This window comes from Bacillus sp. TH25 (genome assembly GCF_016650935.1).
In the GTDB taxonomy this organism is placed as follows: Bacteria; Bacillota; Bacilli; order Bacillales; family Bacillaceae_G; genus Bacillus_A; species Bacillus_A mycoides.
On record NZ_JAEKEU010000008.1, the window covers coordinates 73,488 to 87,649 of the forward strand.

15 protein-coding genes and 1 riboswitch are annotated in these 14,162 nt (G+C 35.4%); of the genes, 13 read left to right on the top strand and 2 right to left on the bottom strand.

Going from position 1 to position 14,162, the window contains the following annotated elements:
- Positions 1-165: 165 nt before the first annotated feature.
- The 9 genes from JFT89_RS03345 (at position 166) to JFT89_RS03385 (ending at position 10,367) form a co-directional block, all read left to right on the top strand.
- Positions 166-1,047 carry a 5'-methylthioadenosine/S-adenosylhomocysteine nucleosidase gene (locus JFT89_RS03345; RefSeq protein WP_201039438.1) on the top strand — a complete coding sequence of 294 codons (882 nt, stop codon included), beginning with the start codon at positions 166-168 and terminating at the stop codon, positions 1,045-1,047.
- A gap of 474 nt (positions 1,048-1,521) precedes the next feature.
- Positions 1,522-2,370 (top strand): endonuclease I family protein, encoded by an 849-nt coding sequence (locus JFT89_RS03350; RefSeq protein ID WP_002110882.1) that lies wholly within the window; start codon positions 1,522-1,524, stop codon positions 2,368-2,370.
- A 281-nt stretch (positions 2,371-2,651) separates the two neighbouring features.
- On the top strand, positions 2,652-3,137 hold the full coding sequence (gene rraA, locus JFT89_RS03355; protein WP_016096641.1) for a ribonuclease E activity regulator RraA: 486 nt from the start codon (positions 2,652-2,654) through the stop codon (positions 3,135-3,137).
- A gap of 505 nt (positions 3,138-3,642) precedes the next feature.
- Positions 3,643-5,391 (top strand): DUF4430 domain-containing protein, encoded by a 1,749-nt coding sequence (locus tag JFT89_RS03360; protein ID WP_201039439.1) that lies wholly within the window; start codon positions 3,643-3,645, stop codon positions 5,389-5,391.
- Positions 5,392-5,447: 56 nt separating this feature from the next.
- Entirely contained in the window at positions 5,448-6,245 is a 798-nt protein-coding gene (locus JFT89_RS03365; protein ID WP_016096639.1) for a DUF4430 domain-containing protein, read from the top strand.
- Between the two features lie 28 nt (positions 6,246-6,273).
- A complete protein-coding gene (locus tag JFT89_RS03370; protein ID WP_016096638.1) occupies positions 6,274-7,152 on the top strand; it encodes an energy-coupling factor transporter transmembrane component T in 879 nt (292 codons plus the stop codon).
- Positions 7,125-8,786, top strand: a complete 1,662-nt coding sequence (locus JFT89_RS03375; RefSeq protein WP_201039440.1) for an ABC transporter ATP-binding protein — start codon at positions 7,125-7,127, stop codon at positions 8,784-8,786. The genes JFT89_RS03370 and JFT89_RS03375 overlap by 28 nt, the downstream gene beginning before the upstream one ends.
- Positions 8,759-9,460, top strand: coding sequence for an ECF transporter S component (locus JFT89_RS03380; RefSeq protein ID WP_016095839.1), 702 nt, complete (start codon positions 8,759-8,761; stop codon positions 9,458-9,460). Before JFT89_RS03375 ends, JFT89_RS03380 begins: the two co-directional genes overlap by 28 nt.
- Positions 9,461-9,644: 184 nt before the next feature.
- Positions 9,645-10,367 carry a YwiC-like family protein gene (locus JFT89_RS03385; RefSeq protein ID WP_201039441.1) on the top strand — a complete coding sequence of 241 codons (723 nt, stop codon included), beginning with the start codon at positions 9,645-9,647 and terminating at the stop codon, positions 10,365-10,367.
- Positions 10,368-10,398: 31 nt separating this feature from the next.
- On the opposite strand, the gene JFT89_RS03390 is transcribed toward JFT89_RS03385, so the two are convergent.
- Positions 10,399-10,590: a hypothetical protein gene (locus JFT89_RS03390; RefSeq protein ID WP_002084448.1), complete on the bottom strand. Its 192-nt coding sequence runs from the start codon at positions 10,588-10,590 to the stop codon at positions 10,399-10,401.
- Positions 10,591-10,711: 121 nt separating this feature from the next.
- Positions 10,712-10,810, top strand: a riboswitch (SAM riboswitch).
- A 38-nt stretch (positions 10,811-10,848) separates the two neighbouring features.
- Here JFT89_RS03390 and JFT89_RS03395 point away from each other — a divergent pair.
- The 4 genes from JFT89_RS03395 (at position 10,849) to JFT89_RS03410 (ending at position 12,760) form a co-directional block, all read left to right on the top strand.
- Positions 10,849-11,169 (top strand): hypothetical protein, encoded by a 321-nt coding sequence (locus tag JFT89_RS03395; protein ID WP_002110869.1) that lies wholly within the window; start codon positions 10,849-10,851, stop codon positions 11,167-11,169.
- A gap of 205 nt (positions 11,170-11,374) precedes the next feature.
- Positions 11,375-11,812 (top strand): SWIM zinc finger family protein, encoded by a 438-nt coding sequence (locus JFT89_RS03400; protein ID WP_002066108.1) that lies wholly within the window; start codon positions 11,375-11,377, stop codon positions 11,810-11,812.
- A 22-nt stretch (positions 11,813-11,834) separates the two neighbouring features.
- On the top strand, positions 11,835-12,410 hold the full coding sequence (locus JFT89_RS03405) for an NAD(P)H-dependent oxidoreductase (protein WP_002066109.1): 576 nt from the start codon (positions 11,835-11,837) through the stop codon (positions 12,408-12,410).
- Positions 12,407-12,760: a hypothetical protein gene (locus JFT89_RS03410; protein ID WP_016095837.1), complete on the top strand. Its 354-nt coding sequence runs from the start codon at positions 12,407-12,409 to the stop codon at positions 12,758-12,760. Before JFT89_RS03405 ends, JFT89_RS03410 begins: the two co-directional genes overlap by 4 nt.
- 40 nt (positions 12,761-12,800) lie before the next feature.
- Here the strand turns inward: JFT89_RS03410 and JFT89_RS03415 are convergent, their stop codons facing one another.
- On the bottom strand, positions 12,801-14,147 hold the full coding sequence (locus tag JFT89_RS03415) for a short-chain fatty acid transporter (protein WP_201039442.1): 1,347 nt from the start codon (positions 14,145-14,147) through the stop codon (positions 12,801-12,803).
- Positions 14,148-14,162 lie beyond the last annotated feature (15 nt).

The following is a 14,162-nucleotide window of genomic DNA, read 5'->3' on the forward strand; positions in this document are numbered from 1 at the left end:
GAGCGCTACCGATCTATAATTTTGCATTGTCCTCATCTTGTGCTTAATTAACTTTGACTACCGTAGTTCTAGAAAGTAGAGATTTTTCTACAATTTCTAGAGCTTTTTTCTTTGGACCAAAACCTCGAGTATAGAAAACAACAAGAGAAAGAGGAGAGATTATTTATGAAGAACAATCTGTTGAAAAAATATGGTGCCCTAGCAACTACAGTTGTATTATCATTCTCAATACTTGCAGGATGTAATGCTAGTCCAAAACAAGTAGCAGAGGCAAAAAGCAATCAAAACCCTATCTTAATTCAAGGCCCAATGCCAATAGAAGCTGAAAAATTTGCAAAAAGGTTAAAAAATGTGAAAGAAGAAAAATCTGGGAGTTTTGTATTTTATAAAGGAACTGTAGACAATTATCCTGTAATCGTTGCGAAAACAGGTAAAGGAATGGAAAATACAGCAGCCGCTACAGCAGTGGCTATTGAAAAATATAAGCCTATAGCGATTATTAACCAAGGAACATCAGGTGGACATGATCCTAATTTAAACGTATTTGATATTGTTTTAGGAAAACAAGTGGCGAATATAGGTTCGTTAAAAACAACAAATATGAATGAGAACCAAGGGATTGAGCCGGCAAAATGGATATCTATGGACCTGATGGCTTCTGAAGGAAGTGCAGGAGAAGATCCAAATGCTGAGAAAATCCGATACTACGAGGGAGATAAGGATTTACTTGCAGCAGCTAATGCAGTGAAAGATAAATATACAAAAGGTAAAGTGGTGGAAGGTACTATTGGTTCAGCAGACGTTTGGAATAATGAAGTTGATAGAATTAAGTGGTTCCATACAAAATACGGTACATCTGTAGAAGAAATGGAAGGCGCTGCCGCAGCGCAAATAGCCAAAGCTTATGACGTACCATTCTTAGGAATTCGAGTATTATCTAACAATAAAACAAACGGCGGAAAATACAATCCAAATACAGCAGCGGCAAATCAAGAATATGTATATGAAGTAGTTAAAAAGTATATAGATTCGATACCAAATAAATAGTAGTAGTTCTGTCTCAATATAAAAATGTTATCATTACTGCACAATGTGTTGTGAACTCAGAATTACCAAAGTTTCTTTAATTAAAATAGATTGGTGCCTTACATGGTATCCAATCTATTTTTGTACTTATTCTACAGAGGAAGAAGGGTTTTACACAAAAAATAAAGACAGTTATAGAAAAAAGAAAAGTCGAACGATTTATCAAATATGCATAATTGCATAAAAAAATTGAAATTTATAAGTTAACATTAAACTACTTTTTAATTGTAAAGAATATTTTAATAATCTTTACTAGAGAAGGATATTCCTTGTGAAAAGTAGATAAACAAAAAGTGTGGAAATAATACAGACTCAATAGAGTTTTGTATTAAATAAAAAGAAAAGGATGGGTATGGCTTTCTAAAAGTTTTTGGGGGCTAGAAAGCATTTTTTAGTTAATAGCTTCAAATTATATTTTAAAGGGGAAATGGGTATATGAAGTTCCGAAACACAAAACTTGCTATGGTTACACTATCATCATTTTTTATTTTAGGTTCTGCATCTCTATCATTCACAGATATCATACATGGTGAAGTAGTTTCTGCATCTCCACAAGTAGATACGTTTTCAGCACAAGAGATTACTGTAAAAAACTATGACGATACATATTATAATAACGCTATAGGAAAAACGGGTTTAGAATTAAAGAAGGAACTTCATAATGTTATTGATAATCATACAAAGATATCATACAGTGCGGTTTGGGAAGCGCTAAGAGATACTGATGAAGATCCAAATAATAAAAACAATGTGCTACTCTTATATACTGGGCGTTCGCAAGGGAAATTTACGAATGGTTCAGGAGTTGATAACTGGAACCGAGAGCATGTTTGGGCAAAATCTCACGGTGATTTTGGAACGGCTGCAGGACCTGGAACAGATCTGCATCATTTAAGAGCGACAGATGTATCTGTAAATAGTTCACGTGGAAATCTGGATTTTGATAATGGTGGTATGAATCATTCGGAAGCGACAGAATGTAAATATGATAGTGATTCTTGGGAACCTCGTGATAGTGTAAAAGGAGATATCGCTAGAATGCTGTTTTACATGGCTGTTCGTTACGAAGGAGACAACGGCGAAATAGACTTAGAACTAAATGAAAAGGTGAATAACAACAAAGATCCATACATGGGGAAACTATCTGTTTTACTAAAATGGAATGAACAAGACCCGGTAGATGATTTAGAGCGAAAGCGTAATGAAGTGATTTTTACAAAATATCAACATAATCGTAATCCTTTTATTGATCATCCTGAATGGGTAAATAAAATTTGGAACTAAGATTTTCAAAGAATTTTTAGTGACATTATACTTTGACAGAAGGGATGGATCATTATGATCCATCCCTTCTTATGTTTATGCTAGAATAAATGTTTTTCATAGGAGTGCAATAGATTATAATAAAGCTTTTTACTTAAAGCAATAGTTTCAAGTGGTAAGCTTTATTTTCCTTCATTTGTATATGAAGTTCACCGCACATACAAATTATTGCAACATTAGACAGGGAAACGAAAAAAATCCAAGAATATGTAATATAAAAGGAAAAGAAAAGAGGGAAAGGGATGTGGAAAACTACGGATCTATGTGATGAATTTGAAAAGGAATTACAAATATGTCGCCAGTCTTTTCGGTCTTTCGGGAAGAAAAAACAATTCTATGGGAAAATCGCAACGGTAAAAGTGAAGGATGATAATGTACTAGTAAAAGAGGGGTTACAAACACTGCCGGAAGGTACAGTATTAGTTGTTGATGGCGGAGCTTCTAAAAATTGTGCGTTACTCGGTGATAATTTGGCAGCTATTGCGGAAGAAAGAAACTTAGCAGGAATTATTGTAAATGGGTATGTTCGTGATTCTAGTGAATTAAAAAATATTAATATTGGTATTGTAGCGTTAGGGACAATGCCAAATAGAAGTATAAAAGAAGGAAAAGGAGAAAGAAATATTCCGGTGCAATTTGGTGAAGTTGAATGGAAACCGAATGAATATGTTTATGTAGATGAAGATGGAATTATTGTTAGTGATAAAAGCTTACATAGTGAGGGATGACTTCTATTAATGGAAGGCTATTAAGCTATTATTCTTAGAAAATAAATCCGATAAAGCATGGACAAAATTCTTTGTCAATAGTAAAATAATACAGAATTTAAAAATTACAGAATGTATAGGTTTATCGATTTACGATAAAGTGAAACTTTAATCAGTGGGGATTTTGTTCATCCCCACTGATTATTAGCCTTCACCAATCGGGCATTTACGGGCAGTTGATCCCCACCTAACTTCTTTGCTTTCGCTGAATTTGAGGTGGGGTCTTACTGCTCGGCGAATAGCGGGATAACTTGAAAAGGGAGTAAATTTTGCCTAGAAAAGTGAATGTTATCACAATGGTGCGTTCATAAACGAAATTATTTTTCCTATACAAATATAGCCGCGAATAATGCGGGTAGGAGGTGTTGTACATTTTTGTTCGACACTTACAAAAAGAGAGTGTCAACCGCATACCCTTAAAGGGTCTTTTTTTGTGTGAATGTTAGTAAAGGGAGGGAATTTTGGGATGGCAATGTTAAAGAAATGGCTGCTTACATCATTAATGGCAGTGGTACTTGTATTTGTTTCTTTTGCGAATACAGTACATATTACGTTTGCTGAAGGAAAGACAGCGAAACTTGCAATTATTGGTGAATCACAAAAAGGAATTATGTTATGTCCGAAAGAAGTTTCCATTGAAGATGGAGAAACAGCTTTTAGTTTGCTACAAAAAGTTATGGGTGACAAAGTAACATCTGAAAGTATGTCATTTGGAACGTATATAAAGGGCATCGATGGATTAATGGCCGGAGCAACGAGCGGTTGGTTGTATGATGTAAATGATAAATCTGCAGAAGTTGGGGCGGATAGTTATAAATTAGAGTCTGGGGATGTTGTTGCATTTCGTTACGTTGCAGACTGGAGCAATATGAGTCAACAAACGTTGCAACAAACGTTAGATAAATTTGGCACTTGTAAAACTGTAGAAGAGCCAAAACCAGAGGAACCGAAAACAGAAAAGCCAGATGGTAAGCCAGAAGAACCGAAAACAGAAAAGCCAGATGGTAAACCAGAGGAACCGAAAACAGAAAAACCAGATGGTAAACCAGAAGATAAAGTAACTGAACAACCAAAGCAAGAGAAAGTCGAAATTCCAGCAGCACAATTAAACGAAGCGATTTCTAAAACGTCAGAAAAGATGTTACAAGATGGAATTGGTAGTGATTGGGTTGCGATTGGACTTGCTCGTTCAGGTGTAAATGTTCCGCTTGAAACGAAAATAAACTATGTTAAGCCAGTAGCTGAAAAGGTTAAGAAGCGTTTAAATCGTTTTTCAGCAACAGATTTAGCTAGAACGATTATTATGATGAATGCAATGAATGTTGATCCTACAAAGGTAGAGGGACAAAATTTAGTACAAAATTTATTTGAATCCGATAAAGTGAATTCCGTTACAGGATACGCATTTACATTACTTGCATTAGATACAAAGAAATATGAGGTTCCGGCCGAAGCAAAATGGAATCGAGCTGCTTTAGTACAAGCACTTTTACAAGCGCAGCATACAGACGGTGGCTGGACATATGATAGTTCAAGTAGTAAAGAAAGTGCTAGTAACGTTGATGTAACAAGTATGGTATTAGCAGCATTAGCTCCTTATCAAGATCAAGCAGATGTAAAGCCAGCTATTCAAAAAGCTGTTGATTATTTATACAAGCAGCAGCTAGGTAATGGTGATTTTGCCGCTGATGGACAAGAGAATTCTAATAGTACTGCACAAGCAATTATTGGACTATCGCTAGTTAAAGATGTAGATCACGATCGTCTTAATAAAGCAGTACAAAATTTAATGTCATACCAGCTTCCAAATGGTGAGTTCAAATGGTTACCAAGTGATCAAAAAGGTAGCGGAATGGCTACAGAGCAAGCATTTTTAGCGTTACTTCAGTTTAAAGATCTTGGGAAATCGATTTATGATTGGTCAAATGTAGTAGAGAATGAAATTGATACGAAACCAATTGTAGAGCCAGAGACAACTGTAGAAGAAAAAGAAGTTGTAGAACAGCCGAAACAACAAGAAGAGTTACAAAAACAACCAAAAGATGAAAATCTAAAAGTTGTTGTAGATAACGAACGAGTTAATAAAGAAACAAACAAGAATAAGAATCAATTACCACAAACAGGAGCATCTTCTCATAGTGCAGCAACAGAAGTAGGTATGGGTGTATTATGTATCGCTTCTGCATATGTATTATGGAGACGTAAAGCAGCTTAACAAAAATTAGGAGCAATCATTTGCTCCTAATTTTATTATGAAGGGTGAGGGACAGCATGAGTATGATGAAATGGTTCATTTCTTTAGTTCTTTCATTGGGATTATTAGCCGGATGTGAAGAAACGGCTGTAAAACCTGAGAAGAAGGCAGAACCGAAGCAAGAAGAGCAAAAAGAAGTAGCGAAACCGGAAGAGAAGCAAGCTGAACCGGAACAGAAACCACAAGAAGAGCAGAAAGATAAACAAGAACAAAAAGTAGAAGAGAAACCGAAAGAAGAAAAAGCGCAGGAACAACCTGAAGTAAAGAAGGAAGAGAAACCAAAGGAACAGCCTGCTGCAAATAAACAACCGGAACAACAAAAAGTACAAGAAGAGAAACCTCAGCCGCAGAAAGCGCCAGAAGTAAAAGAAGAAGCAAAGGTTGTTAATCAGCCAAAAGAAACACCAAAGCAGGAGCAAAAAGAAGATCCAAATAAAGGAAAACAGGTAACTGTTCCGGTTCCACCAACACCGGTACCAGATCCAGTACCGCCAGTGCCAGATCCGGTAATACCAAAACCAAAACAAGTTACTATCTCCGTAAAAGGAAATGAAGGATACTTATTAGGTGCGAAAAAGGTTGATGTACAAGAAGGTGACACAGTTTACAGTGTGCTCACGGGCACAGGATTAGATGTTGATGCGAGTGGATCTAAAGGTGATGTTTACGTAAAAGGTATTGAAAACTTATATGAAAAAGACGTAAATGATAATAGTGGATGGAAATATCGTGTGAACGGTGCATTTCCGAACCGTAGCGCAGGTGTAGTTACAGTTAAGCCTGGAGATAAAATCGAGTGGGTGTATGTATACTAAATTAGGAAAGGATATTTGGTAAAGGACTATGAAAATAAGCTTTTCTTCTTTACATCCTTTTGTTAATTTTTTCTATTATATTGGGGTGATGATACTATGCATGATGTGTCTTCATCCTCTTTTTTTAATTGGAGCAATTATACTAATAGTAATCTTAAATATAGTGCAAGGGAATGGTGAGAAAATAAGAAAGATGCTGCCTAGTACTTTTATATTCTTTTTGATGGTAATTTTATTCAATTCTTTGTTAACGCATAGAGGAGCGACTACGTTATTTTATTTAGGAGATAGCCGGATTAAGCTTGAGGCCTGTATGTATGGACTTGTAATGGGGTTATTATTAGTTGCGATTATGTTTACGTTTGCTTCTTATAACGATATTATTTCGAGTCATAAATTTTTATATTTATTTTCAAGAATTTCACCGAAAGTTGCATTGTTAACGATGATTACAGTGCGATTTGTTCCTTTATTTATACGACGCTTAAAGAAAATTACACTCGTCCAAAAAACGAAAGGTGTACAATTAGATTCAGGTTCACTCATTGAGCGTATAAAAAATGGAATGCAATTACTGCAAGTGTTATTAGTTTGTTCGTTAGAAGATGCACTACAAACAGCAGATTCTATGCAGGCTCGTGGATTTGGTGTAACGAAGCGTACGACTTATACTCGATATAGAATGGAAAGACGCGATTGGTACACGTTAAGTTATTTAAGTATCCTATTTATAGCCTCATTCATATTTAGTTATTATGGCGGAGGGAAATTGATTATTTATCCGAAAGTGGAATCAATACTGTTCCAGCAATACGATGGAATGATGTTTTTCCTATTTATGATGTTTATTAGTTTACCGATTGTAATGGAAGGAAGGGAATGGATATGGTGGCGCATGCAGAAATAAAGAATTTATCATTTATATATGCTGATGAAAATGAATACGCGTTACAGCATATTTTTCTTTCTGTTCAAAAAGGAGAATTTATAGTACTTGCTGGTGGTTCTGGTTCTGGGAAGACAACTTTATTGAAACATTTTAAAAAGGAGTTACTTCCAATTGGCACGCGTTCTGGGCATACATATTATGATGGAGCTTTATTAGAAGATGTACCAGATTTATTATCTGCACAAGAAATTGGTATGGTATTTCAAAATCCAGAAAATCAGCTCGTAATGGATACAGTTATTCAAGAATTAGCATTCTCTTTAGAAAATATCGGGCTACCATCACATATTATTCAAAAAAGAATAGCGGAACTCATTAGCTTTTTAGGATTTCAAGATTTGTTACATCAATCTGTTCATACTTTATCTGGTGGTCAAAAACAACTAGTAAATTTAGCAGCAGTATTAGTCATGCAGCCGAAGTTACTATTACTGGATGAGCCGACAGCGCAGCTAGATCCGATTGCTGCAAAAGAGTTTTTAGGATTGTTAAAACGTATTAATGAAGAACTTGGAATTACGATAGTTTTAAGTGAACATCGTTTAGATGAAGTCATACCGCTCGCAACACGCGTTGTTTGTATGGATAACGGCAGAATCATTTATGATGGTACGTCTAAAAGTGTGATAGCGAACATGTGGGAAGTAGAGAAGTTTCGTCCATTTATTCCACAAATTCCAAGATTGTTTTTAGAGTGGAATGTGAAAGAGATTCCATTTACAGTGCGAGAAGCGCAAATGAAAATGAATGATTTTTCAGCGATATCATATAGGAATGGGCAAGTAGAACGATGTGAAAAACGAGATGTAATTTTAAGTGCAGAACATATATCTTTTCAATATGAAAAAAATAGTCCACTTATTTTACGAGATTTAACAGTGAACATCGAAAAAGGAAAATGGACAGCTTTAGTTGGGAAAAATGGAACTGGGAAGTCTACACTGTTAACGATTTTAGCAGGATTGCAAAAAGCTAGAAGAGGTAAGGTAAAGTGGAATGGAAAAGTGATACATAAAATTGATTCGAAAGAACGATTTAAAAGTATAGGGTATGTATCGCAACATCCGTACTATCATTTTACATTTGATACAGTATGGGAAGAGGTTTATGAGCGTGCGCGTGAATTATATGGTGAAGAGGGAAAAGTAATAGCAGAAGAAATGTTGAAAAAGTTCTGGTTAGATTCACTTAAAGAGCGCCATCCGCATGATTGTAGCGGCGGAGAACAACAATTACTTGCATTATGTACAACGTTATTATCAAAGCCAACTTTATTATTACTGGATGAGCCGACAAAGGGACTAGATCCATGGAAAAAGGAAAGAGTAGGAGAGCTATTTAAACAGTTGCAAAAAGAAGGTACAACAATTGTAATGGCAACGCATGATATTGAGTTTGCAGCGAAATACGTTGATCAATGTATGATGTTATTTGACGGGAAAGTCATTATGAATGATGCACCGAAAGAGTTCTTTAGTGGTAACTTCTTTTATACAACATCTATTAATAGATTCATCCGTAGAGAGTTGCCATTTGCATTAACGTGGGAGGATGTGTACGAAGCGTGTCCAAACGATATGTTGCATTTATAATATTTATTTTTGCTGTTGTAATATGTACACTACTCTTTACGACTCTTATTATGGACGGGTATTACATGGTAAGTAGTTTGTTTTTATTAGCTGCCATTATGCTACCTTTCTATGTCCGTTTTGAAAGGAAGGCGTTTGTTTCACGTGAAATTGTTATCGTTGCTGTGTTAGCGGCGATTGCAGCAGTTAGCCGGGTACCATTTTCGATATTACCGAGTGTACAACCGACTTCCTTTGTCATTATCGTTTCTGCAATTGTTTTTGGAAGTGAAACTGGCTTTATGATTGGGGCAACGGCGGCCATTGTATCTAATATTTTTTTAGGACAAGGTCCGTGGACGCCGTGGCAAATGTTCTCCTGGGGCATGATCGGATTTATAGCTGGACTATTACGTAATACATTTTTAATGAAAAAACTGTGGGGAAGACTGTTGTACGGATTCGTCGTTGGATTTTTATTTGGCTGGATTATGAATTTCTGGGGTCTCCTTGGTTTTATACAGGAAGCAACGTGGGAAACAGTTATTGCCTACTATGTCGCAAGTTTTTCTTTCGATCTTAGTCATGCGATATCGAATGTTATTTTCCTTCTGTTATTTAGTACGTCATGGATTACGATCCTCACAAGATTTAAAAAGAAATACGGTATATTAGATGAGCATAACGTGACATAGAAAAGCATACTCATATAAGGTAGGGTCGCGACTTACATATTCGTTTGCCTCTTTCATGCTTCTTACATATTGTAAGAAGCATTTTTTATTGTCAAAAAATAGATTCAATATATATCCGTTATTATATGAAATTATTTGTATAATAGTAGGTGAGAATTATTTTCAAGAGGGAGGTGTATAGTTAATGAAGTTAGTTATTCCGAAGCAACATGGAGCATGGGCGATGCTTGTCATCCCATTTCTATTAAGTGTATTACTTGGTAAACCTACTTTTTATCATATCCCATTGTTTTTAGCCTGGTTCTTTATCTATCTAGCCACTTATCCATTTCTCATGTACATAAGGCAAAGACGAAAAAAAGAATTTCTACACGCTGCAATTGTTTATTTTATCATTGCATTTGTATTTGGGATGATCTCTTTATTATATGAATGGCGAATTCTTTTATTCGCAGTATTAATGATTCCATTGTTTATTGTAAATATGTATTACGCTCGTCAAAAAAATGAACGAGCATTACTAAATGATGTTTGTGCGATTATAGTGTTTTGTATAGGTGGTTTAATCAGTTATTATTTCTCCGTGAAATTCATAGATAAAACAGCATTATTCATTGCGCTTATTTCATTTCTATATTTTTTAGGAAGTACATTTTATGTGAAAACGATGATTCGTGAAAAAAATAATCCGAAGTATCGTTTGATATCTTGGGGATATCATATTGTATTAACGGTAATTGTATTTGCTATAAATCCATGGTGTTCACTCATATTTGTACCAAGTGTAATTCGGGCCATTATGTTGTATGGCAAAAAGATTTCTATATTAAAAGTAGGGATTTTAGAAATTGTTAATTCTGTATATTTTTTAATAATAACGGTAATAATGATGAAGTATGCCATTTGAAAAAAACTTCCCATCTTTTGATGGGAAGTTTTCATTCTTGTTCTAAAATGTGAACGGTGTAATCGCAACGTTGAAGAGCTTGCTCTACAGCGTAAAGGGATTGTTCAATACGTGCGCGATTAAAATCTTCTTCAACAGTCTGTAATGCATCTTCTAAACAATGTTTCGCTTCTTGTAAGGAATGAAAAGAATCTTGTACGTATCCACGAGCATTCTTTTTCAACGTAGTAGCCTCCTTTTGTACATCTTTTTGTAGTATGAACAATAAAGAAGAAAATATAATTTTTTATATTTATTTGACAATTATAATAAAATTACGTATAGTTAAATTTAAAGTGAATATTTTCTTATCCAGAGAGGTGGAGGGACTGGCCCGATGAAACCCAGCAACCGCGATGCAGGTGCTAATTCCAGCAGAACATATTTGTTCTGGGAGATAAGACGAAGATATACGTAACTTCTTCTTATCGGAGAGGTTTTTTTGTTGCAAAAAAACCGATTACGAAAACATATAATAAGAAGAAAGGGGTTGCGAAGTACTGTGACACTCGAAAAATACGTAAAACTGCGTAGTACAGTTTATGAATATATGATAGAGCAAGATAAGCCAATATCATTGTTAGATATTCAAGAACATATCGTTTCGCATCATGAAGGAAAATTCACTAAAAAAATGTTACATCAATTTTATTTATCAAGACTATTAGATGAACTCAAACTGGATGGGAAAATTACTTTAGCTGATGATGAATATCGCTATGCTGAAAAAGGGGTATTTTATAAGGCGGGAAAAGGGAGCTGAGCTCTCTTTTTTTTGAAGTATGTAAAGTAAAAGACTGCTGAAGCAGCCTGATACAAGGGAATGGTGTTGAGTGTGTAGTGTCAAAGATTGAATGTGCCTGAAAGAGGCACTTCATATCGGCTGCAAATGAAAAGAGACACCTCCGCCGAATAGGTGTCAGTCGTTTTGTCACGTAGACTCGCTACTTGACAGTTATTAGAATAACATGCAGGATTTTGGAAGTCAAAAGGGAATTAGAGGAAGAGGTGTTGTGATGTATGCATACTTATTAAAAGATATAATGAAATGGATTCCAAAGTACATTATAGATAGAGGATATGAATATTATGAAGAGGGACATGTAGAAGATGTTGAAATACACGACAAGAAAGTATTTGCTTTCGTTACTGGAAATGCAGGGAATTATGAAGTGATTATTGATCTTGAAGATTTTGCAGAAAGTAGCTGCGAGTGTCCTTATGAAAATTATTGTAAACATATGGCGGCAGTTGTGTATGAAATTCAAGGTGCTGGTGAGAGTACAGTTAAAGAGCAATTGAAAGGTTTAGAAAAAGAAGAGTTACTAACAGTATTAAATCGTTTGTTACAAAGTTCGAAAAATGTGCAAATTGTAGAGAAGATGTTAAAGAAGGAGAAACTTTAACTAAAGAGGGAGTTGTTTTGTAGTGAACGTACTAATTATATATGCTCACCCTAATCCTTCAAGCTTTAATGGGGCAATTTTAGAGCATGTGCAAAAAGGACTTGAGGAAACAAATCATTCTGTTACGCTACTTGATTTATATAAAGAACAATTTGATCCAGTGCTTGTATTTAATGAAGAGAAGAAAAGACGTGATTTATTACATGAAGAAGAGACGGAGCGATATAGAAAATTAGTGAAAGAGGCGGATACTCTTCTCTTTATATATCCAATATGGTGGTGGGGCATGCCTGCTATTTTAAAAGGATTTATCGATCGTATTTTTGTAGCTGGATTTGCTTATAAATATGAAGGAGCTTTACCAAAAGGGTTATTGAAGGGTAAGAAGGCATGGGTTATTAATACGTTAGACTCACCGTTATGGTATGTGGCCCTATTATATCGATCAGCGGATTGGATTATGATGAAACGAGGGGTTTTACGTTTTTGTGGTATTCGTGATATAAAACGGTCAGTTTTTCAATCTGTGAAAACGAGTAAACTAGAGAAGCGTGAAAAATGGCTATTACAAATAGAAGAAAAGGCTCGTACATTATGAATGAAATCGATCGTATTATAAAGTGTTGCAATTATGATGACGAACTTTTTCGTACGTATATTACGTGTTTAGTCCAATTGAAGAAGTGTAGTGAAACGTTTCAACAAATTCAGATACAATTAAGAAATGATTATTTAATAAGAGGGATTTGTGAAAGAGAAGTTGGTGAGGTGATTAGGGGAAGTAAAGAATATGAAACATATTTTCTTCCTAAAGTATTGCAGTGGAATTTCCTTAAGAACAATCCCCATATGATTGAAAAAGTGTGTGCAGATTTGTTTACATATGAAGCATTAAATCATGCAGAGGTAGAGTGGAGGAAGGTAATAAGCTGTATAGATAACGAATGATTTATTATATAAAAAAGCTAGTATAAAACTAGCTTTTCGTTTAAATAAATAAGAAACATAGACTAATGATAAATCCTGCATATAGTAAGTTAACAACACAAAATCCCATAATATCACGCGCGCTTAAACCAGCTATCGCTAATGCCGGTAATGCCCAGAAAGGTTGAATTAAATTTGTCCAAGCATCGCCCCATGCAATTGCCATCGCTGTTTTCGCGGCAGGTACACCAAGTTCAGCGCCAGCTGGAATCATAATTGGTGCTTGCACTGCCCATTGACCGCCTCCAGATGGAACGAAAATATTTACAATGCCAGCACTTAAAAATGTAAAGAGCGGGAATGTGGTTTCATTTGAAATACTAATAAAGAAAGTAGAAATAGCTCCTCCAAGTGAAAGACCTTCACTATTTACTCCAATCATCATCCCCATAATTCCAGCATAGAACGGAAACTGAAGTAAAATACCTGAAGCACTCTTAGTTGAGTCAGAGAAAGCGTGAATATATTGAATCGGAGTACGGTGGAAAATAAGACCGGCAATTAATAACATAAAAATAACGATATCAAGTGTAAGGTTAAAGCCTTTCGTACTAAAATAGTTAAAAATATAAATAAGACCTAATAATCCGATGCAAAGTGTAATAATCATACTATTTTCCATTTTTTCAGCGAACGTATTGTTCCCTACTTCTTGAGCGGCAGCTTCTTCATGGAATACGCTAGGATCTACAGTTATCGTATGTTTTTCATCTGGATGCATGGCCCGGTTAATGAGAGGCATCGTAACGAGAAAAATAATAACTGGCACGAGTGCGTATGGTGAGAATAACGTTTCTGTTATTGGAATCGCTTCTTTAATACTTCCAGCTTTCGTTTTAATTAACGTTTCGCCGCCAGTTGCTAACGTAAGAGGGATAGAAGCAGAAAGGCCTGCATGCCAAATGAGAAATCCAGAGTAGGAAGAAGCAATTGCTAACCTATAATCTAATCCTTCTAACTGTCTGGCCACTTCTTTTGCATATAAAACAGAAACAACAATACCAAATCCCCAGTTTATGTATGCTCCTAGTAAACTTACGATTGAAATAGCAATAATACCTTGTCCATTTGTTTTCGGTAATTTCGCTGCTTTCGTTAATCCTTTTTTAATAAGTGGGGCATTTGCTAAAGCAGATCCAGTCACGAGTACAAGTGCCATTTGCATAGAAAAGGCGAGAAGTCCCCAAATTCCATTACCCCAGTGCGTAATCATTTCTACCGGTGTTTGGTGCGTGGCAAACATGCCGAAGAAGATAACGAAAACAGTTAATAAACATGATAAAATAAACGGTTCTGGCAAGAAACGCTGCACAAGGGCAACACATCCATTTGTAAATGAACGAAACAAAATAGATCAACCTCC

What these genes read in the sequence shown, in the direction of transcription:
- JFT89_RS03345 (WP_201039438.1), top strand. Translation starts at nt 166, where the DNA reads ATGAAGAACAATCTGTTGAAAAAATATGGTGCCCTAGCAACTACAGTT.
- JFT89_RS03350 (WP_002110882.1), top strand. Translation starts at nt 1,522, where the DNA reads ATGAAGTTCCGAAACACAAAACTTGCTATGGTTACACTATCATCATTT.
- rraA (WP_016096641.1), top strand. Translation starts at nt 2,652, where the DNA reads ATGTGGAAAACTACGGATCTATGTGATGAATTTGAAAAGGAATTACAA.
- JFT89_RS03360 (WP_201039439.1), top strand. Translation starts at nt 3,643, where the DNA reads ATGGCAATGTTAAAGAAATGGCTGCTTACATCATTAATGGCAGTGGTA.
- JFT89_RS03365 (WP_016096639.1), top strand. Translation starts at nt 5,448, where the DNA reads ATGAGTATGATGAAATGGTTCATTTCTTTAGTTCTTTCATTGGGATTA.
- JFT89_RS03370 (WP_016096638.1), top strand. Translation starts at nt 6,274, where the DNA reads ATGAAAATAAGCTTTTCTTCTTTACATCCTTTTGTTAATTTTTTCTAT.
- JFT89_RS03375 (WP_201039440.1), top strand. Translation starts at nt 7,125, where the DNA reads ATGGATATGGTGGCGCATGCAGAAATAAAGAATTTATCATTTATATAT.
- JFT89_RS03385 (WP_201039441.1), top strand. Translation starts at nt 9,645, where the DNA reads ATGAAGTTAGTTATTCCGAAGCAACATGGAGCATGGGCGATGCTTGTC.
- JFT89_RS03400 (WP_002066108.1), top strand. Translation starts at nt 11,375, where the DNA reads ATGCAGGATTTTGGAAGTCAAAAGGGAATTAGAGGAAGAGGTGTTGTG.
- JFT89_RS03410 (WP_016095837.1), top strand. Translation starts at nt 12,407, where the DNA reads ATGAATGAAATCGATCGTATTATAAAGTGTTGCAATTATGATGACGAA.